Raw genomic sequence first — 24,461 nt, forward strand, 5'->3', positions numbered from 1 at the left:
TAAGAGACACATCACTATGGATGAAAATATAGTTTGGCATAACTACGCAACCACTAAAGCACAACGTAGCGAGCAAAAAAAACATAAGCCGGCTATTTTATGGTTTACCGGTTTTTCAGGCTCAGGTAAAAGCACCGTAGCCAATGCACTCGAAGCGGCGCTTAATCAACAAGGTGTACACACTTACCTGCTCGATGGCGACAACGTACGCCACGGTTTATGCAAAGATTTAGGCTTTAGCGACGAAGACCGCATAGAAAACATTCGCCGTGTAGGTGAAACCGCAAAACTAATGACCGACGCAGGCTTGTTAGTACTTACTGCGTTTATATCGCCTTTTAGAGCTGAACGCGACATGGTGCGTAACTTAGTAGACGACGGTGAGTTTATTGAAGTATTTATAGATACTCCGCTTGATGTATGCGAAAGCCGCGATCCAAAAGGGCTATACAAAAAAGCACGCGCAGGTGAAATAAAACACTTTACTGGGATCGACTCAAACTACGAAGTCCCCACCCAGCCTGAAATAATTTTAGATACAAGTAAAAACACCCTAGACCAATCGGTTGCCCAACTGATAACGTATCTAAAACAAACGCATATAATAGGTTAACCCCAATGAACCAAACCGAACTGCTAGAAGAAACCCTCATCCTTGCCCGCACCGCAGGCAAAGCCATTATGGGGATTTACGAAAAGGACTTTAACGTTGAATACAAAGCCGATGAAAGCCCAGTAACCGACGCCGATTTAGCAGCTCATAAGATCATTGTAGCGGGGCTACTACAGCTTACGCCCGACATACCCATTCTTAGTGAAGAAAACGCCGACATAAATTGGGCTATTCGCCAAACGTGGAAAAGCTACTGGCTAGTAGACCCAATCGACGGCACTAAAGAGTTTATTAAAAAGAACGGCGAATTTACCGTAAACATAGCCCTAATCGAAAACGGTAAACCGGTACTCGCCGTTGTCGATGCCCCAGCACTTGGCGTATCGTACCTAGCTGCTGACGCCATTGGCGCGTTTAAAGACAAAGGCGATGAGCGAATTGAGCTCAAAGTAACCACCAAGCCTAACAAAGGGTTAATACGTGTTGTAGGTAGCCGCTCGCACCCATCACCGGATTTAGCTGAATTTGTAAAACGCTTCGATGACGTTGAAATGGTATCAAAAGGCAGCTCACTAAAGTTATGCTTAGTGGCCGAAGGCAGTGCCGATATTTACCCGCGCCTAGGCCCAACGTGTGAATGGGATACAGGTGCAGGCCATGCAGTTGCTGAAATAGCCGGTGCTAAAGTGACTAAGCTTGATGGCAGCCCACTTATTTACAACACCAAAGATGAATACTTGAATCCGTATTTTGTGGTGAGTGCGATAGAAGAGTAAGCGCAGTTTTGAGTGGTTAGCTATCAGTTGTCAGCAAGGCAAGTGATAGCTTTTACTATGAAAGTTGCTCAGTGAGCATAAAGTAAAATGCTTAGTAACGCTTAAGTTATTTATTATGTAAAAGTTAACTTAATAAGCGCACTAAAGCACAGCAAAGTTATAAACAAACCAAGCGATAAAATAACCTTTTCCTTTCGGGTTTGCTCAGGTTTTTGGGCAAATACAAAAACAGTTCGGTAAAGCGTACTAGGCACTATTAAAACCAAGCCAATAAACGCAGGAAACACACCTAATATAAAACCAAATGCAAAACCTGAATTTTCCATTTGGCCAAATATAGCGCTAAACCCAAACCAAATAATAGCAACTGCAAAAAACGCAACGCCCACTGAAATCGATAAAAGTGCCATTTGTTAAATCCCTTTTCCTTTCCATTCAAAATTGATAATTAGTGCTGTAGGTTGGGTTGAATGATACGAAATCCAACGAATAGCACACTTCATGTCAATTTTTTATTTTTAGCATATAAGATAATGTTTAATCTAAAAGTGGATAACCTCTGTATCAACCTTCTATCAACTCTTTACCTGTTAGTTGCTCAATCTCTTTATTTAACTGCTCAGCATGTTTAAAAGTCATAAACTGTTTTTTGTCTAATTGTGGTAGAGATTGTAAACTCCCACCTACCAAAAGCTTGCCTAGCGTATGGTCTCCAACTTGTACTTTATTGATCTTGTCTAACAAAGATACTTTACCAGTAATTACTCCAAAATTATTTTTATAGGAAATTAATAACGTATAAAAAAATGTATATCCAAGTGGATTTTCAGTAGTATTTAAACTTCGAATAGCATCAATTAAAGATTGAGGACTAAAAGTCTCTTTGCTGCTAGTAGTAACCCCTAGGAAAGTTAAAAATTCATATAAAAACTCAGTAACAATATTATTGCCTATATTCTCACTATAAATTTTATTATTAGATAAAAATGAATCAAATATTAAATGCAACTTATTTATAGTTAAACTTTCTGCCAGTAGTTTTTTGAATATTTCTTCCACACCATTATTAACAGCATAATCCACGAAAAACCCTCGCTTAATAAAGTGTTTACCAATACAGTCTGTAATATCAAGTTTATTATCAATTAATCCAAAGAATCGCTCAAAGTTTACTACCTCCTTATCACTGAAACTAAGAAATTGATTTATAAATAAAAGTATCCCCTTTGTATCGCTTGGCTTTAATTTGTATAACTCAAGAACATTTGCAATACTAACTTGATCTGACACCTGATCTTTCGGTACTTCCTCAGATAAGATTCTTGATAAATAATCACTGTAGCCATTGTTAAAACCAACACTTTGATTTTTAGTGCTTCCATGTTGCTGCCATTTAGCACTGGGGTTATCTAACACATGATTTATAGCTGGATTTAAAACACTATCTGCGGTTATATCAAGCATCTCTATATAAAATGTAATTAAGCTTTCTTCTATTTTATTTTTAGCGCACTCATGTATAAATGGCTTTAAATCGTAATCACCTCTGGTAACTAAACTTTTTATATTATCTTTTTCTAATTTCTTATACTTTTCAAAGGATTTAATATTAGTTTCCTTCAAAGTAATAACCATCATTAGATTAAAAAGATTAACCTCGCCCATCAGTTTTTCTTTTTGCCAAACTTGATTAACCCTGCGAAGTATCTTTTTCAATTGTCTGAGGGAATATATTTGATTTTCGATCTCGATAAGTTTGCTATTTACCCCATACCACTTTTTATTTCCGTACAGAATACTGATTAACTTTTCTTTATTAAGTATTTCACTATTTTCAATTATGAAAACTCGTTGCTCTTCAATAGCATCTAAAACACTCTTTTCTGTAAATTTCAATAAAACATCCATAATGGACGATTTGTGAATATCCTCTCTATAATCAGTCGCTTTTGAAATAACTTCAGCAGCAACCTCATTTTCATTTCCCATAGCAACGATAAAATTGATATGACTCAAATCTCGATTTTTCAATCTATCCAACAGTGCAGCTATATCATTTAAACGTTTTTCGTTTTCATCCCCTGTTCCACGATCAACGTCTTGTAATGTAATAAGTAATTTGTGATTGGTAGTTTCTAACACCGCGTTAAGCTTTTTAAATCTTTGCTCAATATCAATTGGGCCTGCGAGTATTGTTGAAGCAAATTGTAATATGCCGCCGCCTGATTTCATCGCTTCGGTATAGTGCTTAGGTAAGGCACGAAAAGCGCACACATCAACATGCTGACTGATATCACCAATAATGTTACTGAGCACTACATGCGCGACACTGCCGCTGGCTGCGCCCCAAGTTGAAATATCACTGTGGATCCAGACCCCATTTTGCTTAGGGGTTTTAGCTAAATCATTTGCAATGCAATCAACTATGCTGCTTTTTCCGCATCCAAATGGCCCACACAGCGCGATATGCTGCGCCTCTCTTTTCTCATATCCTTCCTTATCACCACCTGTTAGCAAACGCTTGATAATGCGCTTTGCATACACCTGCAAATTTGGTTCTAGTTGCTCTTTATCTTTAATGGTTGAATCATCTTTAAACCAACTTTTGAACTCACCTAAGGTTTTGAAGTCATTTGAACTAAGGCTTGACGCACAACCAATAGTTTTTTGTTTTCGATTTAATTTAACCCGTTCATTAACATATTTGCTTGTCAAAAGTATCGCTATGAATATGTAAACATCTATCGCTATAAAAAGCGGCCAGCTAAAGCCTATCTGACTGATATGCCAATAAATGAAAGCTGCACTAGTCGCTGCGATAAGAGAAAAGCATACAACTAAATTAAGGCTAATTCTTTCATTGTTTTGTTGATAAGCTGTAATTATGGAAGAGCCTAAAATTAATACGATGAAATACTCAAAACAAGAAGTAGCGACTATTAACTCTTCTTGGTTTGAAGTGAAATAAAAAATCGACCCTATAATAGTTACCGATAACCATAAGCTTATTGTCACTGGCGGATATCGCCAGCTAAATCTAACACTCCGCTTAGGGTGCGATATATAAAACTTATCAAGCAACAACTTGATGCCAATACCCGCTAAAAAAGCAACGCTGTAATGCAAAACCGGATTAGCATTTAAAATACCGCCCAAGCTTGAATATGCCTTTTGTACAAAACCGACTTTACTTAAAAATAGGGTAATTGTTGCAGCGGTAATTGCGCACAATAAAAGAGAAAGCCAACGCGTGGCTGTAATGGGGAGTGTTTTAACTTGTGACAACTTAATATCCTTATCAATACGTTACCTTGCCAGTGTATATCAATTGAACATTATTGGATAAGCAGTTTAATAAATAAAACCGCCTCTCTTAAACTTTCGACGAACGGACGCTATGATGTGTTGGGTTCCGCTTCGCTCTACCCAACCTACACTTTGATATAAAAATGGAGTTTTATTCTTTCGGCATTCTTCAGGGCAGGTCTTGTTTTAAGTTTAGGGCGGAAGGAAAAAAGAAAGAGCTAACCCTATTTTGCCTACAACCCTTAACGGTTTTGCTGGGCGATAAAAGCAAGCGAGTGCTGGTTGAATAAGTCAGGGCGTTCTACATTACAAACATGGCCACATTGGTGAATAGTTTGCAGTACGCTGTTTTTATGGCGCTTTACCATTTCTTTAACAGGGCCAAGGAACATATGATCTTCTTTACCCATAATGTAAAGAATGGGAATATCGATGTCTTTTTCTTTGAAGTACTGCATTAAGGGGTTTACGTCCATGGCCAATTTAAACCATTTTATAAACTCTTTTTGGCACAAGCGCTTTGCTTCGCGAACAAACAAAAGCCGAGACTCTTTATGGCGCTTTTTCGGCATCATAATAAAAGCAAATAAACGATACAGCCACATATACGGCAAGAAGTGCTTAAAGGTATTACCTAAATAAACCAAAGTATTACTGCGAGTATTAAAACGGGTCACCGCGCCACCTAGCACCATGCTAGAAACATATTGCGGTGCAATTTCAGCAATGTTTCGAATGAGTATTGTGCCCAATGAAATGCCAACAAAGTGTGCGCTGGTGATATTGTTGTGATCTAACACATCGATGATGTCTTTAGAGACCTTATTAAACGAATAATTATTATCTACAAAGTTTTGCACTAAGTTGTTCGATTTACCGTGACCACGAAGATCGAGCAGCAATACATTATATTCTTTTTTATAGGCTTTAAGCTGACGGAACCAAATTGCCGAACTCCCCCCTGCACCATGGACAAATACAACCCATGTTTTACTGGTTTCGTGCGCAAAAATAGTATGAAAAAGAATGTCTGTGCTCATTGCAGTTAGCGGCCTATTTACTTCATTTGGCATATTTAATTGTTAGAAGTATAACGGAGTTTAATAAAAATCGCTTATGAAGTTCAGAACAATCACGCCTACTTAACAACTTTTCGGGGCAGGTTTTGGTTTTTAAAGAAAAACAAATAATAATGCCCTACTCTTACTGACTGTTGTGATTCAATGAAACCGGACACCAATTTAGGTGGTATTATTACCACTCAAACTGAGGTGTTCTATGACAAAACAACGTCGCTCTTTTTCTCAAGAGTTTAAACTTGATTCAGCAAAATTAGTCCTTGATGAAGGATACTCATTCCCTGAAGCTGCTCGCTCACTAGAAGTCGGTGAAACAGCTCTTCGTCGCTGGGTTAAACAATTACAAGATGAGCGTGGTGGCACAACACCAAACTCTAAAGCTCTTACTCCTGAACAGCTTAAAATTCAGGAGCTTGAAGCTAGAATTAATCGACTTGAAAGAGAAAAAACAATTTTAAAAAAGGCTACCGCTCTCTTAATGTCAGACGAGATGAACAATATTCGTTGATAGGCCATTTAAGTGAGCATGAGTCTTTAGAAATGGTCTGTAGCGTGTTTGATGTTCCGCGTTCTAGTTATTATGATTTTAAGCAGCGTGTGGCATCAATTAAGCTTGAAGAGGTGCAGCTTAGGTCAACGATTAGTGAGTTATTCTCACTCAGTCGTGGAGCTGCTGGTAGCCGCACATTAGTGGCGATGCTAAACCACGCTGGCTTACCTATTGGTATCTTTAAGGTACGCCGCATCATGCGTGACTTGGGATTGGTATGCAAACAACCAGGGCCTCATTCATATAAATTAGCGACGGTGGAGCGGCTAGATATTCCAAACATACTTAACCGTGAGTTTGACGTTGATGGCCCAAACCAAGTTTGGTGTGGGGATATTACGTATATTTGGACAGGTAATAAATGGTCTTATCTAGCTGTTATTATCGACTTATTTGCTCGTCGTGTGGTTGGCTGGGCAATGTCAGATAAGCCTGATACTGACTTAGTTATTAAAGCATTAGATAGAGCATACGAGCAACGAGGCAAGCCACTTGGGCTTATGTTTCATTCAGACCAAGGCAGTCAGTACAGCGCAAAAAGGTTTCAACAAAGGCTGTGGCGTTACCGTATAGAACAAAGTATGAGCCGCCGAGGAAATTGCTGGGATAATGCCCCGATGGAGCGCCTATTTAGAAGCTTAAAAACGGAATGGGTTCCTTCGTTAGGTTATAGTAATTACCAAGAAGCTGAAAAAGATATTAGCTATTATTTAATGAATTATTATAACTGGCGCAGGCCACATAGCCACAACCAAATGGTTGCCCCTGCTATAGCAGAAGAAAAACTTAATTTACTGTCCGGAATTAGTTGACCACAACAGACAACGTATTTGAGGCGCTTGACCGTGAAAATTTAAGTATAGCTTTTTTAGGTTGTCGGGAACGAGTGGCCAACCCATCTCAATTCCAATAGGGGTCGCTTTCCAAAACAAGTGTTCGACATAATAGGTATCTATGTAATCAAACTCGGTAGGACTTGCAGTGTCTAGTTTTAGATTCATGTATGACAAATGCTTTAGGGCGTTGGCGTTTTTATTTTCGTTGAATGCAAACGTTGTTAAATTTGCGAACTCCTCCATACGAAAAGCGAACTCACAGTCTTCGTGCTTATCCACTAGCGGTATGACGTCTGGAAACTTAGATTGTATATCCTCAATAAATTGTCTTATTTCTTGGTCTGCCATATATTCCCTGTTAATACGTAGTCATTAAAATACCGATGAAAACATCCTTATTTTATGAACACCTATTAATAACAAACCGTGTAAGTGTTTGCCAATTATAAATATTATATTTTAGCGAGTTACTTTACTGTGTAGAAAATAGTAAAGCGTGTCATTAATGCGCTTTTAACACCTTGTGGTGGCTTTGTTTACTTTTACACCGCTGTTTCGTATTCATGACAGTTGGGGGCTATTTTAACGCAGTTAATTGCGGCTCTAGGGCGCTAAAAACATGAAAAAGTGGGCCAAAAACTATATCCTTCGGCGCGGTTATTATTATAAATAATGGACGGCACACACACATGACAACACCTTTAGATGCAACGCATTCAAATGCATCAACACAGACGCATTCAAGTGCAAATTCAAGCGCTAAATCTAAATGGAACCTGCACGATACGCAGTGGACCTTAAGCCTTTTTGGTACCGCCGTTGGTGCGGGTATTTTATTTTTACCTATTAACATTGGTATTGGCGGTTTTTGGCCGCTGATTATTATGGCGTGTTTAGCGTTTCCGATGACCTTTTTAGCCCACCGTGGTTTAGCTCGTTTTGTATTATCGTCTAAAAATAAGCATGCCGATTTTACCGATGTAGTTGAAGAACACTTTGGCGTTAATGCAGGGCGATTAATTTCGTTGTTGTACTTTTTATCTATATTTCCTATTTTGCTTATTTACGGTGTGGGCTTAACCAACACGGTAGACAGTTTTATGGTAAACCAGCTGGGTATGGAATCGCCGCCACGCGTGGTACTTTCGGGTATTTTGGTAGCCGGTATGATAAGCCTTATGATGGGTGGCGAGCGCTTAATGCTGCGCGCGTTTTCTATTTTGGTGTACCCGCTTGTAGGTATTTTATTTTTTCTATCGTTGTATTTAATTCCTAGCTGGCAAATGCCAGACATAAGCCTACCTGAAGTGGGCAGCTTTGGTAAAACGCTGTGGTTATCTATTCCTATTATTGTGTTTTCGTTTAGCCATGCAGCGGCTATTTCAAGCTTTGTGCATGTACAACGCGAACACTATGACGACCTTGCTGCACGCAAATCAGAAGCCATTTTAAAACGCACAAGCTTACTGTTAATTGTGTTTGTATTGCTGTTTGTATTTTCGTGCGTACTGTCGTTAACAGGTGAGCAAATGGCACAAGCAAAAGCTGATAATGTATCGGTTTTATCCTACCTTGCTAACATTACCCATAACTCGTTTATTGCAACGCTTGGGCCTTTAGTTGCCTTTATTGCCATTACGTCGTCGTTTTTAGGTCACTTTTTAGGAGCCCGCGAAAGCTTTACAGGCTTGGTAACTAAACAAACACAGCTTGGTGCTAAAACGGTAGATAAAATTGGCGTGGTTATTATGTTTTTTGCCATTTGGTTTTGTGCAGTTAAAAACCCAAGCATACTCGATATGATGGATCAGCTGTCGGGCCCTATTATTGCCATGATATTATTTATCATGCCTATGATTGCAGTTTATAAAGTACCGGCTCTGCATAAATATCGTAACCGTTTAAGCACATTGTTTGTATTAGCGGTAGGTGCGCTTGCGGTATTTGCACTTATTTACAGCATGATTAAATAGCACACCTATTCGAGCAAAGCCCAGCTAGTTAGCTGGGCTTTTTTGTGTGCTGTTTGTCTCAAATTGTTTTTTTATAGCTGCTATTGAGGCATGTTATAAATTAACTAGCCTAAAAATAAAACAATTATGCACCTTACAAAACAACGCCTACTTTGTGTAAGCTTACTTACCACGCTTTTTTTAAGCCCCTTTGTTAAAGCCGATGGCGTGCCTGCTATTTTATCAATGAAAGAACGCGCAGCGTTTATAGATAATATAACCGAGCTTAGGGTAAACACATTAATGCCCAGCCTAATGAAGCAACACAACATTGATATGTGGCTGCTTATTAGCCGCGAATACAACGAAGACCCCATATTAAAAACCATGCTGCCAGCAACTTGGCTATCGGCAAGGCGTACCACTATTTTACTCTTTGCCTTAAATGAGCAAGGCAAAGTTGATGCTTACGCTATTGCCCCCTATAAAATAGGCAATGTATTTACAAAAGGGTGGGATAAAAAGGCGCAGCCAAACCAGTGGCAAGCATTGAACGACATTATTGAACGCTATAAACCAAGTAATATTGCACTTAATACGTCTACCGATTGGGGGCATGCTGACGGTTTAGTGCTGGGCGATTACAATACCTTAATGGCCAACTTACCCAGTGCTTATAAAAATAAAATAATCTCGGCCGAGCCGCTGGCAGTTGCCTGGTTAGAGCAGCGTATTCCTCAAGAAATAGACATGTATAAACACATTGTTGCTATTGCGCACGCTATTATTGCTGAGGGTTTTTCAAGCAAAGTAATTACGGTAGGAAAAACAACCAGCGACGATTTAGTGTGGTGGTTTAGAGAGCGCGTAAAAGAGCTAAAACTACAAACATGGTTTCACCCAAGTATTGCAATACAACGCGCCGACAGCCAATCGTTCGACCACGAAGACAGCTTTACTAATGGCTACGCCGATAACGTTATTCAAGCGGGTGACTTACTGCATGTCGATTTTGGCATTACATACTTACGCTTAAATACCGACACCCAACAACATGCCTATGTTTTAAAACCTGGCGAAACAGACGCGCCAGCTTACCTTGTTAATGCACTTAAAAAGGGCAATAAACTCCAAGACATTTTTACCTCTGAATTTAGCGAAGGTAAAACGGGTAATCAGGTATTAAAAGCCGCTCGCGAAAAAGCCATTGCTCAAGGTTTAAAACCCACTATTTATACGCACCCGCTTGGCTATCATGGTCATGCCGCGGGCACTACACTTGGCATGTGGGATTCACAACAAGGTGTGCCCGGCGATGGCGACTACCCATTGCATTTAAATACCGCTTATTCTATTGAGCTTAACAATGCGGTGTTTATAAAACCATGGAATAAAGAAATACGCATAATGCTAGAAGAAGACGCCATTTTTGATAAAACCGGCGTGTGGTACTTAAACGGCCGACAAACCGAGTTGTTACTTGTTAAATAACCTGAACTCTGATGTAAGTAATTTATAGGTATTTTTATTAACGCATACAAAAACGGCGCTCAATGAGCGCCGTTTTTATTTAACTAACGTGACTGTTATTCAGTTTCTGGCAGGTTACGACCATAGAATATTTCTTGCATTTCACGGTTTAGCTTAGAACGAATTTCTTCTTCTTCATCATCCGATAAATCAGTTGTAGAAAGACCAAACAAGTAAGTGTTTAGATCGGTTTCTTTTAACATCATTTTGGTGTGAAACAGATTTTCTTGATACACGTTTACGTCCATCATTTGGTACGCTTCTTTGGTATCGTCTGTCATAAAGTTTTGGATAGAGTTAATTGCGTGGTCAATGTAGTGCTTAACGCCGTTTACGTCGCGAGTAAAACCACGAACACGGTAGTCAATTGTTACCACGTCAGACTCTAAACTATGAATTAAAAAGTTTAGCGCTTTAAGTGGTGAAATAATGCCACACGTAGATACTTCAATATCAGCACGGAATGTACAAATACCATCATCAGGGTGAGCTTCTGGGTATGTGTGTACACAAATGTGGCTTTTATCTAGGTGCGCAACCACTGAATCAGGGAGTGGCCCTGGCGCTTCGTCAGCATCGTAATTTTGCTGCTCTTCTACTGGCTCTTCCGAAACCAAAATAGTCACACTGGCGCCTTGTGGTTCATAATCTTGGCGTGCAACATTTAAAATATTGGCACCAATAATATCAACAACTTCACCTAAAATGTCGGTTAGTCTATCTGCACTGTACTGCTCATCGATATATTCAATATATTCTTTACGTTGTTGCTCGGTTTTTGCGTAGCAAATATCGTAAATACTAAAGCTTAAACTTTTGGTTAAATTGTTAAAGCCATGAAGTTTAAGTTTATCGAAGGGTTTGTTCATAATAAACCAACCTATAAATTAGTGAAATCTGCACCTGCAGAATGAAAAGTTCGCGGATTTTATACGAATTTTCCTCGTGGAAAAAGCGTTATTTTACCTGTTCTTGCACAACTTCATGGCTGTGAGTAATTTCTACTGTTTTATCAAGCATTAATGCAACAGAACAATACTTTTCAGCAGACAAAGAAACAGCGCGTGCAAGATGCTTTTCAGACACATTTTTGCCTGTAACAACAAAATGTAAATTGATTTTAGTAAATACCCGAGGAGCCGTTTCTGCGCGTTCAGCACTCAATTGTACTTGAACGTCTGAAAAGTCTTGTTTAGCTTTTTTTAAAATACCCACAACGTCAACCGATGAACAACAGCCAACCGACATCAACACCATTTCCATTGGGCTAGGTGCCGCACTATCGCTACCGGTATCAAATACAACGTTGTGATTAGAATTAGAACGACCTACGAACGTGTCGCCTTCGACCCACTTTACATTTGCTTGCATGTTTTTATCTCAAAAATATTTTTGTTGATTGTAAGCAAGTTGGCCGCAGTTGCAAACGAAAATGCGATACGCGGCACTATAAATTGGGGCTTAATACTGCTGCGAAACAGCGCTGTCGAAGAGATTTTTAATTAAGCTGGCAAATTCGTCAATAAACTCATGTTGCTCAACCGTAACAGGCTGTGACGTAATGCTGCTAAGTACTTCTTGTAAGTCGTAAACAATGCCATCAACCTCGCGTACAATTAAGCTGCGCTGTTCTGTGTTGAGGTTTGTGTGCTGTTCACAAATTAGCATAACGTTTTCGGCAATAACATCCTCTATGAGTTCCATTACCGTTGGAGCGCCTGGTTTTATTACACCTGGCTTCTCAAACAATGCTAAATTTTGAGTTAGATACATGATTAAATCATCGTACCCTTGCCTATCTAAAACCATGATATTCACCACCTAATAATATTACTTACGCTGATTTAAGCAGAAAGCGCTGTTGATTGCTAGCTTTGTGATTTAAGCATATAAAAAAAGCAGCCGAAGCTGCTTTTATACTCATTAAGGAGTGCTTAATCTATTTTTAAGCCTGGGCTTAATGTTGCTGGCATGGCTACTTTTTCAAGCTCTACTGAAGCTACAGGGTATGCACAGTAGTCAGCTGCGTAGTACGCGCTTGCTCTGTGATTGCCTGATGCGCCAATACCACCAAATGGTGCAGCGCTAGACGCACCCGTAATTGGGCGGTTCCAGTTAACAATACCGGCACGAATACGACGTAAAAAGTGGTCGTAATCGGCTTCATTATCGCTAAGTAAACCGGCAGATAAGCCAAAGCTTGTATCGTTTGCTTTATCAATTGCGCTGTCAAAGTCATCAAAGCGGAACACTTTTAATAGCGGGCCAAAATGCTCTTCGTCTGGGAAGTCACTAATCGCTGAACACTCAATAATACCTGGCGTTACAAAACCGGTATTTGCTGTGTGCTCAAGCTCTACAAGGACCTTACCGCCAAGCTCAACAAGTTCGCTTTGTGCTTTAACCATACCTGCAGCGGCCGCTGATGAGATCATAGAGCCCATAAATGGCTGATCTTCATCGTCGTAGTTGCCTACTTTAATGGCTTTAGTTGCAGTAATTAAGCGTTCTAATATTGCATCGCCTTTACTACCTGTTGGTAAAAATAACTTACGAGCACAGGTACAACGCTGACCGCTTGAGATAAATGCTGATTGCACAATATCGTGTACAACGGCTTTAGTGTCTTCAACGTCAGTAATAATAAGCGGGTTATTACCGCCCATCTCTAGGGCTAAAATTTTACCCGGTTGGCCTGCAAACTGCTCATGTAAAATATGACCTGTGCGCGATGAACCAGTAAAGAACAAGCCATCAATACCTTTGTGAGCAGCAAGGGCTTTGCCCGTTTCTACTTCACCTTGAACAAGGTTGATAACACCTGCTGGTAAACCTGCTTTTTCCCAAAGTTTAAGGGTAAGCTCAGCCACTTTTGGTGTTAGCTCAGACGGTTTAAATACAACCGTATTACCTGCTAATAACGCTGGCACAATATGGCCGTTTGGTAAGTGACCCGGAAAATTATATGGGCCAAATACCGCTACAACACCGTGCGGCTTATGACGGATCATGGCGCGCCCTAGTGGCATTGCGTTTTCTACGTCGCCTGTGCGCTCTAAAAATGCTTTTTCAGAAATGGCAATTTTACCAACCATCGCACCCGCTTCAGTGCGCGTTTCCCACAATGGCTTACCTGTTTCTTGTGCAATAGTGATTGCAAGCTCTTCACTGTTTTCTTTTAATTGTGCAGCGAACGCTTTTACTATTTCTAGGCGCTCAGTAAAGCTTTTTTCTGCCCATGCGTAAAACGCTTCACGCGCAGCGCTAACCGCGGCATCAACTTGCTCAGCAGTCGCTGACGATGCTTGCCAAATAACGTCGTTATTTGCTGGGTTTACTGAGTTAAATTCTGTGCCTTGGCCTTGTGACCATTGACCATTAATAAATTGTGCAGGATGAGTCATATACTTTCTCCTAAATTAAACTGGGGTTGCGCTAACAGTATCGCCTGTTTGTAGCTGCAGGGCGTCGGCTACTTGCTGCGATAACACAACGGTTTTAGCGCGTTCGTCGAAACTCATTGGTGTAACGGTCGCTCTAAAGTTTTCGAGCTTGTCGTTTGCTAACAACACCATGGTGTCGCCCGTTTGCTCACCAATTTCAACAATAAAATCGTGTGAGTTACGTACTGTAGCAATATTATCTACTTTTGCTTCAACTGTTGGGCCTGCGTCAAAAATATCAACGTAGCCGTTAAACGTGAAGCCTTCGCTTTTTAATAATTCAATCGCTGGGCGTGTATTGTTATGAACTTGACCGATTACCGCTTGCGCATCTTTACTGAGTAAATTGACGTAAATTGGGTATTTAGGCATAAGTTCAGCAATAAACACTTTTTGGCCTATGCCGGTTAAGTAGTCAGCTGTTGGAAAGTCCATTGAGAAAAAATGTTCTTCTAACCATTTCCAAAACGGGCTATTACCGTTTTCGTCAGACACACCGCGCATTTCTGCAATAACGGTTTCTGCAAAACGCGCTTGGTGTTGTTTAATAAACATAAAGCGTGCTTTAGACAGTAGTTTGCCGTTACAGTTTTTGCGATAGCCGTCTTTTAAAAATAGCGTACATAGTTCTGTTGCACCGGTGTAGTCGTTACATAGCGTTAAAATATCGACTGCTTTGTAAACATCTAGTGTGCGAGAAGAGTGAATCACTTTACTTAAATGGTAATGATAAAACGCATCATCTAGGCCTACAGCAGCTTCTATTGCCGAAGTACCTACTACTTCACCTGTTTCGCTATCTTCAAGAACAAACAAGTAGCCTTCGTCACCGGGTTGTGACGTTTGTTTAGCAAATGAGCTTACTGAATGGTCAATCTTCTTTTGTAATAGCTCTTCGTTTAAAGGCAAAGATGTAAAACCATGGCCCGATTCGTGGGCAATTGTCAGTAATGCTGAATAATCATTTTGCTGGATTGGGCGAAGGATCATCATGAGTCCGCTTGCTCCCTTATCAATAACGGTAAATAGAATTCATAGGGCAAACTATGTTTGCCCTCGATAGATTGGCTAAAACAGCTTATGCGTTTACTACGCTTGCTACTGCTTTTTCAAAACGTGCCATACCTTCACGAATATCCGCTTCTGGGATAACAAGAGAGGGTGTAAAACGAACAACATCAGCACCTGCCACTAACGACATGAGGCCTTGTTCAGTACCGGCTACTAAAAACTCTTTAGCACGGCCTTTGTATTGCTCATTTACTACGGCGCCAATTAATAAACCTTTACCGCGAATTTCGCTAAATACGTTGTATTTTTCGTTTACCGCTGCAAGTAGCTCGTTAAATAGGGCTGCTTTTTCTTTTACACCAGCAAGTACTTCGGGTGTGTTAACAGTATCAAATGCGGCTTCTGCAACAGCACATGCAAGCGGGTTTCCGCCGTAAGTAGAACCATGAGTACCTACTTTAAGGTGCTGTGCAATATCTGTTGTCGTCAACATTGCGCCAATTGGAAAACCGCCACCTAATGCTTTAGCTGAAGTTAAAATATCAGGTACTACGTTTAAACCTTGGTATGCGTATAAGTCGCCCGTACGGCCAACACCGGTTTGCACTTCATCAAAAATAAGCAGTGCGTTGTGTTTAGTACATAAATCGCGAACTTGTTGAGCAAACTCGTCAGTTGGCGAAACAATACCGCCTTCACCTTGCAGTGGTTCCATCATTACTGCACACGTTTGGTCGCTAATTAGCGCTTCAAATGCTGCTAAATCATTGTAATCACAATGTACAATATCGCCCGGCTTAGGACCAAAACCATCTGAGTATGCTGCTTGGCCGCCAACCGTTACAGTAAAGAATGTACGGCCGTGGAAGCCTTTATTAAATGCGATAATTTGTGATTTTTCTGGGCCAAATTTATCAAGTGCAAAACGACGCGCTAATTTAAGTGCGGCTTCGTTTGCTTCTGCACCCGAGTTGGCAAAGTAAACTTTTTCACCAAAGGTTGCATCAACCATTTTTTTAGCTAGGCGAAGCGCCGGCTCATTGGTCATTACATTTGATAGATGCCAAATTTTTTCGCCCTGTTCTTTTAATGCGCCTACTAATGCAGGGTGACAGTGGCCAAGACAGTTAACAGCAATACCACCAGCAAAGTCGATAAACTCTTTACCTTGTTGATCCCATACGCGAGAGCCTTCGCCTCGAACAGGAATTACGCTTGAAGGTGCGTAGTTAGGAACCATTACGTGATCAAATAATTCGCGATTGACTGTCATTTTATTTCCTCTTAATTGTGATCGACACAAAGCATAAAATAGGTGTTTGGCTAATAATATTAACCAAGCTTTTTAGTACGTTCAGGTATCTGTTGGGTACAAAAAATTGCTTTGTGGTTCAATTTTCAGACGCCCATTATTTCAGAATTAGTGGTAGCTGTCTCGTTAAAAACTTTCATGTAACCCTTGAAAATAAAGGGCTTAAGATATTATTTCATAGATAGTGAATAACTATTTGCATACCCAATTACACAAAATTTTTCACAATTAACCGCATGAGCACTAAGACGTATGGGCTTTTAAGGCTAAATAACAAGGTGAATAAAAAAATAGAAATGAATGAATAGTCGTAAAAAAATTAACAAAAAATTTAATTTTTTAGTCAATTTGAATAGCAAGATTAGTAAAATTGCTTGTTTGGAGTGCTTTTAGTTCCGTTTTAGTGAACTGAAAATACGAAAACCACGATGCGGTTTCGTCAGGCTCGATGAGTTGGTGTTCTTTTAAAATTAAGTACTGAGAGTAACAACGCGCTTTTAACATGACCTGCGTTAACGGTAAGGCAGTATCGTCCTTATTTACGCCATTTTGCAGCTGCTCCATCACACCTTTAAATGGCAAATATTTAAAGGCCATTTTGTCGATGACTCGCGCACTGACCTGAATTGACTTATTACACAGCAACGTAGTTAAAAACAAAGGATCGGGCTTTAGCTCCAATAACGCTGTGTGTAGGTCTTTTTGGTTTTCTTGGCGCGCTATTTGTACTTTTCGTTGCCATACCTGCTCGAAGGTTTTTAAATATAAACGTACCAGCGTAATACGCCCTACATCTAATAACATACCCAGAGTAAAAGCATGAATGTTGTTTACGTCGTTTAGCTCTGCAATTTTTTGGGCTGCAATAGCGTTGGCCATAGCGCTGTCACGTAGCCGGCGTTTTAGTAACGAAAAAGGCTCGGTGCTGTGTGGCATCCAGTGGCGAACTGCAAACGTGGGAATAACTAACTGTAAGTTATCAAGCCCTATGTAACGCAGAGCAAGTGCTGGGCTATCTACTTTTACTGCGGTATTTTTTTTACTACGCTGGTTTCGGTAATAAGGTAAGTTAACGAGCGTAACCAGCTCTCGTCCAAGCCAACTTAAATCGTTTACTAACGGCTCCAAGCGGCCAACTGAGGCAGACTTTACCGCTAATATATCTAAAATAGTGGCTACACTGTCTTCAATCCCTATCGTGGTTTGAATTACTGCGTCTATATCTTCGAGCTGTTTAAATATGGCTGTTTCTATTACTTTATGAAGCTGTTCGCTGGCTTGTGCACGATACTTATGATGCGCGGTGCTAGTTTGCTTACGCTTTTGTTGCGCTGATACTTCAACCTGCAACAGGGTGCGCTGCTTCATAGGCTCGCCGTAATCAATATCTAATGTATGAATAAACCCAATTTGCTGGTGCGCAAAGCTATGACCCAACAGCAAATCGTGTGCTCGTTGGTCAAGTATTTTTGCTGTACGCTGTTGTAATGCAAGTTCGGTCATAATGCTCATTAAATAGTAAGTATTGAATACGTTTAGTATTATTAGACTAGAAGCGAGTTAAAAAGTTATCAAGCAGTTCTAATCCCTGCTCTGTTAAAATAGCCTCAGGATGAAACTGCACCCCTTCAATTGCTAATTCTTTGTGTTGCATTCCCATTATTTCGTCAAACTCACCTTGCGGTGTTTGTGTCCACGCTGTTATTTCAAGCTCGTTGGGCAACGACTGCGCTTTAACCACCAGCGAGTGATAACGACAAACCGTTAACGGATTAGCTAACCCTTTAAAAACACCTTTGTCGGTATGCATTATGGCAGATGTTTTTCCGTGCATTACTTTTTTTGCGCGCACTACATCCCCCCCTAGGGCTTGCGCAATAGTTTGATGCCCCAAACAAATTCCTAAAATAGGGTATTGGCCTTTTAACTGCTCAACAACACTTAACGATATACCAGCTTCATTCGGTGAGCAAGGACCCGGCGAGATAACTATATGTTCTGGATTAAGTTGCTTAATTTGTGCAATGCTCAGCTCGTCATTGCGCTTGACTAATACGTCTTGATCTAATCGCTGAAAGTACTGCACTAAGTTATAAGTAAACGAATCGTAGTTATCGATCATTAAAAGCATGTAATAGAGTACTCAAAAAAGGAGTTATTGGGAGTATTTAAGCCTTTGCATTCTAACCTAAGCCGCGTTAGGTGTCAGTGGTTTGCGGCTATATAAACAGTAATTCCCTCTTTAGGATGAAGTAACGGCTCTTTTTTTGTCCCATTAATTTTATATTTATAGGGTTGAATTACGATCGACCTAGCCCAAGGTTATACTATGAAATGGTTTATTTTCTGTAAGCGTATTTATTTTTATTAAGGAGCGACTATGTTAGGCGAAGACCATTCATTAACAAACGACTTTCCTGAGCACACAAGCACGATTAACACGTTAAATAAAAGTGATGCTGACTTTGCTGATAAAGCTAAACAGTACAATAAGCTAGATAAAGAAATAAGAGTATTAGAATTGGACGGTGCGCCTATTAGCGACGAGCAAATGCACCAGCTAAAACACGACCGCTCTGAATTAAAAGATTGGTTATATCAGCGCTTAATAAGCGCATAGTAAATATAAAACTCCAAAACAAAAAAGAGTTCGCCCTTTTAAAGTAGTGAACTCTTTGTTTGTCTTCAATGAAACTCTATAGGGTGTATAGCTTAGTGATACACCCTTTAACTCACGCTCATATTGCGTTAGCTATATTGCAAGCTGCAATAACTTTAAATCGAGCGCATCTATTAATTGCTGATTTTTAGTGTCATTTAATGCATCAGCATGAGGGGCTGAAAAACACTCAGCATCATTATCAAAAAACAGCCCTGTTGAATTGCTAAATTCATCGCTTAGCGCAGCGCGGCAAAATATATCGGTACCTAACTTTAAATCGCCGCCATTGAGGCCGTATGCGTCTTTAACCATTTTACTACCCAGTAATGACTTAGGATTAACCGATACCACTAATGGACCGCTCCCCTTAAGCTTTAAGCCCATATAACGCGACCACATTGTAATTGCCAATTTGCTTTGTGCGTATGCTGCATTGTCAGATAAAGCGCTCTGCCCAATTAGTGCATCCAAGTTGACCGTTGCTTGCGCCGCTGACGACACATTCACTATTCGCCCTTGGGTATTAAAAAGCGGCAATAATAAAGTTGTTAATAAATAAGGAGCAAACGTGTTTACTGCAAATCGTGCATCAAGACCCTCTGCAGTTTCTGGGTTCTCGATTTTAAACACACCGGCATTATTTATAAGTACATCTAAGCGTTTATGATCAGCTGTAATGTGTTTAGCCAAGTTTTGCACCTGCGCCATTTCGCTTAAATCAGCTACGTAGATTTGTGTACGCGCTTGCGGGTAGTCGTTATCAAGCAAAGTGTGTACGTTTTTAAGCTTTTGCGCGTCACGCCCATGAAGAAGCACAGTATGGCCTTGCGCTAGCAGCATTTTAGCTGTTTCAAACCCAATACCATCTGTTGCACCTGTTACTAAAATTGTTTTATTCATACCTGTCTCCATGTTGTGTAGAACATAGCCTACACATTCAACGCTTAATGATGGGGTTATAATAGCATTGCCACTTGTGAGTGATAATTAGGCAGTCATTGAATCTGTATATAGAAAATATTAATAAAGCGATTCAAAACGAATGTGTGTTTTTTAGCCATTTATTTGAATTTTGAACAATTCATAACTATTGTTTTTAAACTTCCTTAATAGTAGTATTTATCATATAAATATATTTTCGAGAAAACACATGAAAGTTTTAGTGACTGGCGGCATGGGTTACATAGGTAGCCATACATGTATTGCATTACATGAGGCGGGTATTACACCTATTATTTACGATAATTTGTCTAATGCGAGCCCTCGTGTGCTTGATCAACTCGAAAAGATTACAGGCACTCGCTTTGAATTCATTTTAGGTGACATTCAAGACGAGCAGCAGTTTAAACTTGCGCTTAAACACACCCAAGCTGAGGCTGTATTTCACTTTGCAGCACTAAAAGCGGTAGGTGAATCAACCGAGCAACCGCTGCGTTATTATCAAAATAATGTATCGGGCACGCTTAGCATGCTTGAAAATATGCAAGATGAAGGTGTTAACCATATTATATTTAGCTCATCGGCCACTGTGTATGGTGAGCCCGACTACTTACCAATAGACGAAAAACACCCAATTCGCGCGACCAACCCTTATGGTTGGACTAAAGTCATGGTTGAACAAGCCATGCAAGACGTATGTAATGCCAACAGCAAATTTATGGGCATAGCACTTCGTTACTTTAACCCTGTAGGCGCACACCCTAGTGGCTTATTAGGCGAAAGCCCAAATGGTATTCCAAATAATTTAATGCCCTTTATTGCCCAAACTGCAGTAGGTAAACGTGAGGTCGTTAATATTTTTGGTGACGACTACGACACTGAAGATGGCACAGGCGTGCGCGACTATATTCACGTTTTAGATTTAGCAAAAGGCCATGTTGCCGCATTTATGCAACACAAAACAGATACCGCCTTTCACGCATATAACTTAGGCACGGGCCAAGGTTATTCAGTGCTTGATATGATCAATGCGTTTAGCGCATCAGCGGGTAAAACGATTCCCTATAAAATTGCACCGCGTCGTGCAGGCGATATTGCGTGTAATTACGCCGATGCCACAAAAGCGCAAACCACCCTTAACTGGCACGCAGAACTAACACTTAGCGACATGACCAACGATACATGGCGCTGGCAAACTAATTACCCAAGTGGGTTGGAGAGTTAATATGGCTTTATTAGAAAGTACTCACAGACGTAAAAACCCGCTAACGGGGCGTTGGGTATTAGTATCACCGCATCGGAATAACCGCCCATGGTTAGGCGCAACCGAAACCGTTAACGAAACGGTTTTGCCAAAGCATGACGAAAGCTGCCCACTTTGCCCAGGTAACCCCCGTGCAAATGGCGATAGCAACCCAGATTACAAATACACACATGTATTTAGAAATGACTTTGGTGCGCTGACGCCTAATGCCAGCGAGCAACCACAAAACTTAGAGTCAGACAGCGATTTATTTATTGCTGACGAAGCAAGCGGCGAATGCCGTGTCATTTGTTTTTCGCCAGAGCATAACAAAACACTGCCTGAGCTGGAGCACGATGCTCTGCATGAAGTAGTAAAAACCTGGAAAGACAACTACACAGAACTTACACAGCAATACGAATGTGTTCAGGTATTTGAGAATAAAGGTGAGATCATGGGGTGCTCGCAGCCCCACCCACATGGCCAAGTATGGGCGCATTCGCACCTATCTACCGAAATAGACGCCGAAGATACACAACAACGCGCTTATTTTGATAAACACGGCACAGCCATGCTTGCCGACTATGTACAAAAAGAACAAGCAGACCAAACTCGTGTCGTATTTGAGAATGAACACTGGCTTGTTGTGGTACCTTTTTGGGCCGCATGGCCATTTGAAACCTTACTAGTAACTAAAGATAACATTCAAAACTTTAGTCAGTTAACTGATGCACAAACCGATTCACTCGCTCAGGCATTAAAAGTATTAACGACTAAATACGATAATGTATTTAACTGTAGCTTCCCGTACTCTATGGGTTGGCACAATGCACCCGCAAATCGTGGTTCAGATGAGCAACATTGGCGCTTGCATGCACACTTTTACCCGCCACTTCTTCGTTCTGCCACCGTGAAAAAACACATGGTTGGCTACGAAATGTTAGGCGAAAGTCAGCGTGACTTAAGCGCAGAAACAGCCGCTTCTATTTTAAAAGCCGCAAGCACAACACACTATAAAAACACAGCAGGACACACAGATGACGCTTAATGAATTTCAACACCACTTTTTATCACTGTACGGTGCCCCTGCTCAAGGTATTGCGGCTGCACCAGGACGTGTAAACCTAATAGGTGAGTTTACTGACTACAACGATGGTTTTGTATTTCCGTGCTCATTAGAGTTTCGTACTCAAGTGATGTTTAAAGAGCGCGACGATAACACGATTACCGTGCAGTCATTAAAATACCCAGGCGAGCAAGACCGTTTTAACGTTGACGAACCGATTAGCGAAGGTCAATCGCAATGGGGGAATTATATTCGCGCGGTTGCATTTGTATTAAAACGCGCAGGTCACACTTTACGTGGTGCCGATTTACTTATTGATAGTAACTTACCACAAGGCAGTGGCTTGTCATCGTCGGCTGCATTGGAAGTTGCCGTAGGGGGAATGTTTAACCATATTGCGCAGCTTGGTTTAAGCGAAGAAAAAATTGCACTACTGGGCCAAGAAGCTGAAAACGACTTTATGCATTGTCAATGTGGCATTATGGATCAGCTTATTTCGGCAAAAGGCGAAAACGGTCACGCTCTTTTAATTGACTGTGAAAACCTAGCAACGAAGTCAGTGAAAGTACCTGATGACTTAAATATTGTTATAGTGAACTCTAACTACCCACGTAAATTAGTAGACAGCGAATACAATCAACGCCGTATTGATTGCGAACAAGCCGCTGAAAAAATGGGAGTTAAAACACTTCGCCAAGCAACAATGGCTAAACTAGATGCTGTTAAAGCACAACTTAGCGATAACGAATACAAACGTGCACACCATGTAATTAGCGAAAACGACCGCGTTATTGCAGCAACTAAAGCATTGCAAGCCAATGATATGCAGCAACTTCGGCTATTGATGGCTGCATCACACCAATCACTTAAACACGACTTTGAAGTAACCGTACCTGCAACAGATGGCTTAGTTGAAATTTGTAAAGAAGCCATGGGTGAGCGCGGCGCAGTGCGTATGACTGGTGGTGGTTTTGGGGGGGCAATTGTGTGTTTATGTCGCGATGCAGAAGTACCGTTAATTAAAGCAGCCGTTGAAAAACATTACTTTGAACGCTTTAACTTATACGCAGATATTTATGTGTGCTCAGCGGGTTCAGGGTTACAAATAACGTCTTTTTAAAAAATAGGTATCAATATGGCAAAGGTTAACTGGGGTATTATTGGGTGTGGCAATATTGCTCACACCTTTGCTAAAAGCATTGCGCATTGCGCTGATGCTAAGCTTATTGGCGCAGCATCAACTAGCAAGCAGCGCGCAAGCGAGTTTGCCACACATTATTCAATAAAAGGGTATGAGAGCTACCAAGCCCTTATGCAATGCCCAAACATTGACGCCATTTACATTGCAAACACTCACGACCAACACTTTCAAAGCATAGCCCAATGCTTGATGCATAATAAGCACGTACTAAGTGAAAAACCCATTACCGTTAATGCACAGCAACTCATTACACTAAAAGAGCTAGCGCAGCAGCAAAATCGCTTTTTAATGGAAGGAGTGTGGATGCGCTTTTTACCCGCCATTGTAAAATTAGAAGAATTATTGAACGAAGCGGTTATTGGCAAAGTACACAGTGTTAATGCCAACTTTAGCTTAGCGGGTGAATTCGATTCATCACATCGCTTAATGAACCCAAATACAGCCGGTGGTGCATTACTTGATTTAGGGATTTACCCTTTATCTATTGCTGATGTGGTTTTTAATAAAGCCCCAGAAAAAATCAGCTCATTTGTACATAAAAAAGATACAGGTGTGGATGCGCGAAATATTGCCATGCTTGATTATGGTAATGGGCAGTTTGCACAACTTAGTAGTGCACTTGAGCAAAACGGTCCAACCGAAGCCTATATTACAGGTGATCATGGCTTTATACGCATACCTTGGTTTGTAGGTGCGAAAAGTATTGATATTCATATTAATGGGCAAGCTACCCAACATTTTGACTACCCATTTAGTGATGATGAAAACTTTAAATTTGAAATTGATCACGTTACTGAGTGCATACTAAATAAACAAATACAAAGCTCTGTATTACCACTAAGCACTAGCTTACGGGTTATGACGATGATGGATAGCCTGAGAGCCCAATGGCAGCTTGAATATAGCGCAACAGTCGAATCTCATAACATAAATTTATAAAAA

Annotated in this window: 23 protein-coding genes; 10 read left to right on the top strand and 13 right to left on the bottom strand. The window is 40.5% G+C overall.

Annotation, left to right across the window (positions count from 1 at the left end):
• The first annotated feature begins 16 nt into the window (after positions 1-16).
• Positions 17-613 carry an adenylyl-sulfate kinase gene (cysC, locus tag ATS76_RS04815; protein WP_058551272.1) on the top strand — a complete coding sequence of 199 codons (597 nt, stop codon included), beginning with the start codon at positions 17-19 and terminating at the stop codon, positions 611-613.
• A gap of 5 nt (positions 614-618) precedes the next feature.
• On the top strand, positions 619-1,389 hold the full coding sequence (cysQ, locus tag ATS76_RS04820; protein WP_058405985.1) for a 3'(2'),5'-bisphosphate nucleotidase CysQ: 771 nt from the start codon (positions 619-621) through the stop codon (positions 1,387-1,389).
• A gap of 113 nt (positions 1,390-1,502) precedes the next feature.
• Here cysQ and ATS76_RS04825 read toward each other — a convergent pair whose 3' ends face one another.
• From ATS76_RS04825 to ATS76_RS04835, 3 genes are all read right to left on the bottom strand, one after another.
• Positions 1,503-1,799, bottom strand: coding sequence for a hypothetical protein (locus ATS76_RS04825; protein ID WP_058551273.1), 297 nt, complete (start codon positions 1,797-1,799; stop codon positions 1,503-1,505).
• A gap of 154 nt (positions 1,800-1,953) precedes the next feature.
• Entirely contained in the window at positions 1,954-4,674 is a 2,721-nt protein-coding gene (locus tag ATS76_RS04830; RefSeq protein WP_058551274.1) for an ATP-binding protein, read from the bottom strand.
• Positions 4,675-4,937: 263 nt separating this feature from the next.
• A complete protein-coding gene (locus tag ATS76_RS04835; RefSeq protein WP_058551275.1) occupies positions 4,938-5,735 on the bottom strand; it encodes an alpha/beta fold hydrolase in 798 nt (265 codons plus the stop codon).
• A gap of 238 nt (positions 5,736-5,973) precedes the next feature.
• Between ATS76_RS04835 and ATS76_RS04845 the strand changes: the two genes are divergently transcribed.
• Positions 5,974-7,136 (top strand): IS3 family transposase gene (locus ATS76_RS04845; RefSeq protein ID WP_152995624.1). Its coding sequence is split into 2 segments (ribosomal slippage): positions 5,974-6,229 and positions 6,229-7,136, totalling 1,164 coding nucleotides; the frame shifts between segments, so codons are not numbered across the junction.
• Here the strand turns inward: ATS76_RS04845 and ATS76_RS04850 are convergent.
• The gene (locus ATS76_RS04850; protein ID WP_058551278.1) at positions 7,116-7,508 is read right to left on the bottom strand and encodes a DUF7674 family protein; all 393 of its coding nucleotides are present in this window, start codon (positions 7,506-7,508) and stop codon (positions 7,116-7,118) included. The two genes, ATS76_RS04845 and ATS76_RS04850, sit on opposite strands and share 21 nt — an antisense overlap.
• Positions 7,509-7,849: 341 nt before the next feature.
• Here ATS76_RS04850 and ATS76_RS04855 point away from each other — a divergent pair, with 341 nt between their 5' ends.
• Both ATS76_RS04855 and ATS76_RS04860 read left to right on the top strand, forming a co-directional pair.
• On the top strand, positions 7,850-9,133 hold the full coding sequence (locus tag ATS76_RS04855) for an aromatic amino acid transport family protein (protein ID WP_058551279.1): 1,284 nt from the start codon (positions 7,850-7,852) through the stop codon (positions 9,131-9,133).
• A 126-nt stretch (positions 9,134-9,259) separates the two neighbouring features.
• Positions 9,260-10,603, top strand: coding sequence for a M24 family metallopeptidase (locus ATS76_RS04860; protein WP_058551280.1), 1,344 nt, complete (start codon positions 9,260-9,262; stop codon positions 10,601-10,603).
• 95 nt (positions 10,604-10,698) lie between these two features.
• Here ATS76_RS04860 and speD read toward each other — a convergent pair whose 3' ends face one another.
• The 8 genes from speD to ATS76_RS04900 all read right to left on the bottom strand — a co-directional run bounded on the left by speD (position 10,699) and on the right by ATS76_RS04900 (position 18,539).
• Positions 10,699-11,511: an adenosylmethionine decarboxylase gene (gene speD / locus ATS76_RS04865; protein WP_006791283.1), complete on the bottom strand. Its 813-nt coding sequence runs from the start codon at positions 11,509-11,511 to the stop codon at positions 10,699-10,701.
• Positions 11,512-11,599: 88 nt separating this feature from the next.
• Positions 11,600-12,013: an OsmC family protein gene (locus ATS76_RS04870; protein ID WP_058405974.1), complete on the bottom strand. Its 414-nt coding sequence runs from the start codon at positions 12,011-12,013 to the stop codon at positions 11,600-11,602.
• A 90-nt stretch (positions 12,014-12,103) separates the two neighbouring features.
• Positions 12,104-12,451 (bottom strand): DUF3802 family protein, encoded by a 348-nt coding sequence (locus ATS76_RS04875; RefSeq protein ID WP_006791285.1) that lies wholly within the window; start codon positions 12,449-12,451, stop codon positions 12,104-12,106.
• A gap of 125 nt (positions 12,452-12,576) precedes the next feature.
• Positions 12,577-14,046, bottom strand: a complete 1,470-nt coding sequence (gene astD, locus ATS76_RS04880; protein ID WP_058551281.1) for a succinylglutamate-semialdehyde dehydrogenase — start codon at positions 14,044-14,046, stop codon at positions 12,577-12,579.
• Positions 14,047-14,061: 15 nt separating this feature from the next.
• Positions 14,062-15,078, bottom strand: a complete 1,017-nt coding sequence (gene astA, locus ATS76_RS04885; protein ID WP_058405972.1) for an arginine N-succinyltransferase — start codon at positions 15,076-15,078, stop codon at positions 14,062-14,064.
• An 85-nt stretch (positions 15,079-15,163) separates the two neighbouring features.
• A complete protein-coding gene (locus ATS76_RS04890; protein WP_058405971.1) occupies positions 15,164-16,369 on the bottom strand; it encodes an aspartate aminotransferase family protein in 1,206 nt (401 codons plus the stop codon).
• Positions 16,370-16,747: 378 nt separating this feature from the next.
• Positions 16,748-17,911 (bottom strand): HDOD domain-containing protein, encoded by a 1,164-nt coding sequence (locus tag ATS76_RS04895; protein WP_058551282.1) that lies wholly within the window; start codon positions 17,909-17,911, stop codon positions 16,748-16,750.
• A 46-nt stretch (positions 17,912-17,957) separates the two neighbouring features.
• On the bottom strand, positions 17,958-18,539 hold the full coding sequence (locus ATS76_RS04900; protein WP_058551283.1) for an anthranilate synthase component II: 582 nt from the start codon (positions 18,537-18,539) through the stop codon (positions 17,958-17,960).
• A 249-nt stretch (positions 18,540-18,788) separates the two neighbouring features.
• Between ATS76_RS04900 and ATS76_RS04905 the strand changes: the two genes are divergently transcribed.
• A complete protein-coding gene (locus ATS76_RS04905; RefSeq protein WP_058405968.1) occupies positions 18,789-19,028 on the top strand; it encodes a YdcH family protein in 240 nt (79 codons plus the stop codon).
• Between the two features lie 132 nt (positions 19,029-19,160).
• Here ATS76_RS04905 and ATS76_RS04910 read toward each other — a convergent pair whose 3' ends face one another.
• Positions 19,161-19,970 carry an SDR family NAD(P)-dependent oxidoreductase gene (locus ATS76_RS04910; protein ID WP_058551284.1) on the bottom strand — a complete coding sequence of 270 codons (810 nt, stop codon included), beginning with the start codon at positions 19,968-19,970 and terminating at the stop codon, positions 19,161-19,163.
• Between the two features lie 250 nt (positions 19,971-20,220).
• Between ATS76_RS04910 and galE the strand changes: the two genes are divergently transcribed.
• The 4 genes from galE to ATS76_RS04930 are packed head-to-tail and all read left to right on the top strand — an operon-like array spanning position 20,221 to position 24,458.
• Positions 20,221-21,234: a UDP-glucose 4-epimerase GalE gene (gene galE, locus ATS76_RS04915; protein WP_058551285.1), complete on the top strand. Its 1,014-nt coding sequence runs from the start codon at positions 20,221-20,223 to the stop codon at positions 21,232-21,234.
• A gap of 1 nt (position 21,235) precedes the next feature.
• Positions 21,236-22,300: a UDP-glucose--hexose-1-phosphate uridylyltransferase gene (locus tag ATS76_RS04920; RefSeq protein ID WP_058551286.1), complete on the top strand. Its 1,065-nt coding sequence runs from the start codon at positions 21,236-21,238 to the stop codon at positions 22,298-22,300.
• The gene (gene galK / locus ATS76_RS04925) at positions 22,290-23,438 is read left to right on the top strand and encodes a galactokinase (protein ID WP_058551287.1); all 1,149 of its coding nucleotides are present in this window, start codon (positions 22,290-22,292) and stop codon (positions 23,436-23,438) included. Before ATS76_RS04920 ends, galK begins: the two co-directional genes overlap by 11 nt.
• A 15-nt stretch (positions 23,439-23,453) precedes the next feature.
• Positions 23,454-24,458: a Gfo/Idh/MocA family protein gene (locus tag ATS76_RS04930; protein WP_058551288.1), complete on the top strand. Its 1,005-nt coding sequence runs from the start codon at positions 23,454-23,456 to the stop codon at positions 24,456-24,458.
• Positions 24,459-24,461: the final 3 nt, after the last annotated feature.

It is taken from the genome of Pseudoalteromonas sp. 10-33, from assembly GCF_001469195.1.
In the GTDB taxonomy this organism is placed as follows: Bacteria; Pseudomonadota; Gammaproteobacteria; order Enterobacterales; family Alteromonadaceae; genus Pseudoalteromonas.

Bases quoted from the DNA above. Each gene is read 5' to 3' on its own strand.
- galK (WP_058551287.1), top strand. From the start codon at position 22,290: ATGACGCTTAATGAATTTCAACACCACTTTTTATCACTGTACGGTGCC.
- ATS76_RS04920 (WP_058551286.1), top strand. From the start codon at position 21,236: ATGGCTTTATTAGAAAGTACTCACAGACGTAAAAACCCGCTAACGGGG.
- ATS76_RS04905 (WP_058405968.1), top strand. From the start codon at position 18,789: ATGTTAGGCGAAGACCATTCATTAACAAACGACTTTCCTGAGCACACA.
- ATS76_RS04855 (WP_058551279.1), top strand. From the start codon at position 7,850: ATGACAACACCTTTAGATGCAACGCATTCAAATGCATCAACACAGACG.
- ATS76_RS04900 (WP_058551283.1), bottom strand. From the start codon at position 18,539: ATGCTTTTAATGATCGATAACTACGATTCGTTTACTTATAACTTAGTG.
- ATS76_RS04825 (WP_058551273.1), bottom strand. From the start codon at position 1,799: ATGGCACTTTTATCGATTTCAGTGGGCGTTGCGTTTTTTGCAGTTGCT.
- galE (WP_058551285.1), top strand. From the start codon at position 20,221: ATGAAAGTTTTAGTGACTGGCGGCATGGGTTACATAGGTAGCCATACA.
- ATS76_RS04930 (WP_058551288.1), top strand. From the start codon at position 23,454: ATGGCAAAGGTTAACTGGGGTATTATTGGGTGTGGCAATATTGCTCAC.
- astD (WP_058551281.1), bottom strand. From the start codon at position 14,046: ATGACTCATCCTGCACAATTTATTAATGGTCAATGGTCACAAGGCCAA.
- ATS76_RS04875 (WP_006791285.1), bottom strand. From the start codon at position 12,451: ATGGTTTTAGATAGGCAAGGGTACGATGATTTAATCATGTATCTAACT.
- ATS76_RS04870 (WP_058405974.1), bottom strand. From the start codon at position 12,013: ATGCAAGCAAATGTAAAGTGGGTCGAAGGCGACACGTTCGTAGGTCGT.
- ATS76_RS04890 (WP_058405971.1), bottom strand. From the start codon at position 16,369: ATGACAGTCAATCGCGAATTATTTGATCACGTAATGGTTCCTAACTAC.
- ATS76_RS04860 (WP_058551280.1), top strand. From the start codon at position 9,260: ATGCACCTTACAAAACAACGCCTACTTTGTGTAAGCTTACTTACCACG.
- astA (WP_058405972.1), bottom strand. From the start codon at position 15,078: ATGATGATCCTTCGCCCAATCCAGCAAAATGATTATTCAGCATTACTG.
- ATS76_RS04895 (WP_058551282.1), bottom strand. From the start codon at position 17,911: ATGACCGAACTTGCATTACAACAGCGTACAGCAAAAATACTTGACCAA.
- cysQ (WP_058405985.1), top strand. From the start codon at position 619: ATGAACCAAACCGAACTGCTAGAAGAAACCCTCATCCTTGCCCGCACC.
- cysC (WP_058551272.1), top strand. From the start codon at position 17: ATGGATGAAAATATAGTTTGGCATAACTACGCAACCACTAAAGCACAA.
- ATS76_RS04835 (WP_058551275.1), bottom strand. From the start codon at position 5,735: ATGAGCACAGACATTCTTTTTCATACTATTTTTGCGCACGAAACCAGT.
- ATS76_RS04910 (WP_058551284.1), bottom strand. From the start codon at position 19,970: ATGAATAAAACAATTTTAGTAACAGGTGCAACAGATGGTATTGGGTTT.
- speD (WP_006791283.1), bottom strand. From the start codon at position 11,511: ATGAACAAACCCTTCGATAAACTTAAACTTCATGGCTTTAACAATTTA.
- ATS76_RS04850 (WP_058551278.1), bottom strand. From the start codon at position 7,508: ATGGCAGACCAAGAAATAAGACAATTTATTGAGGATATACAATCTAAG.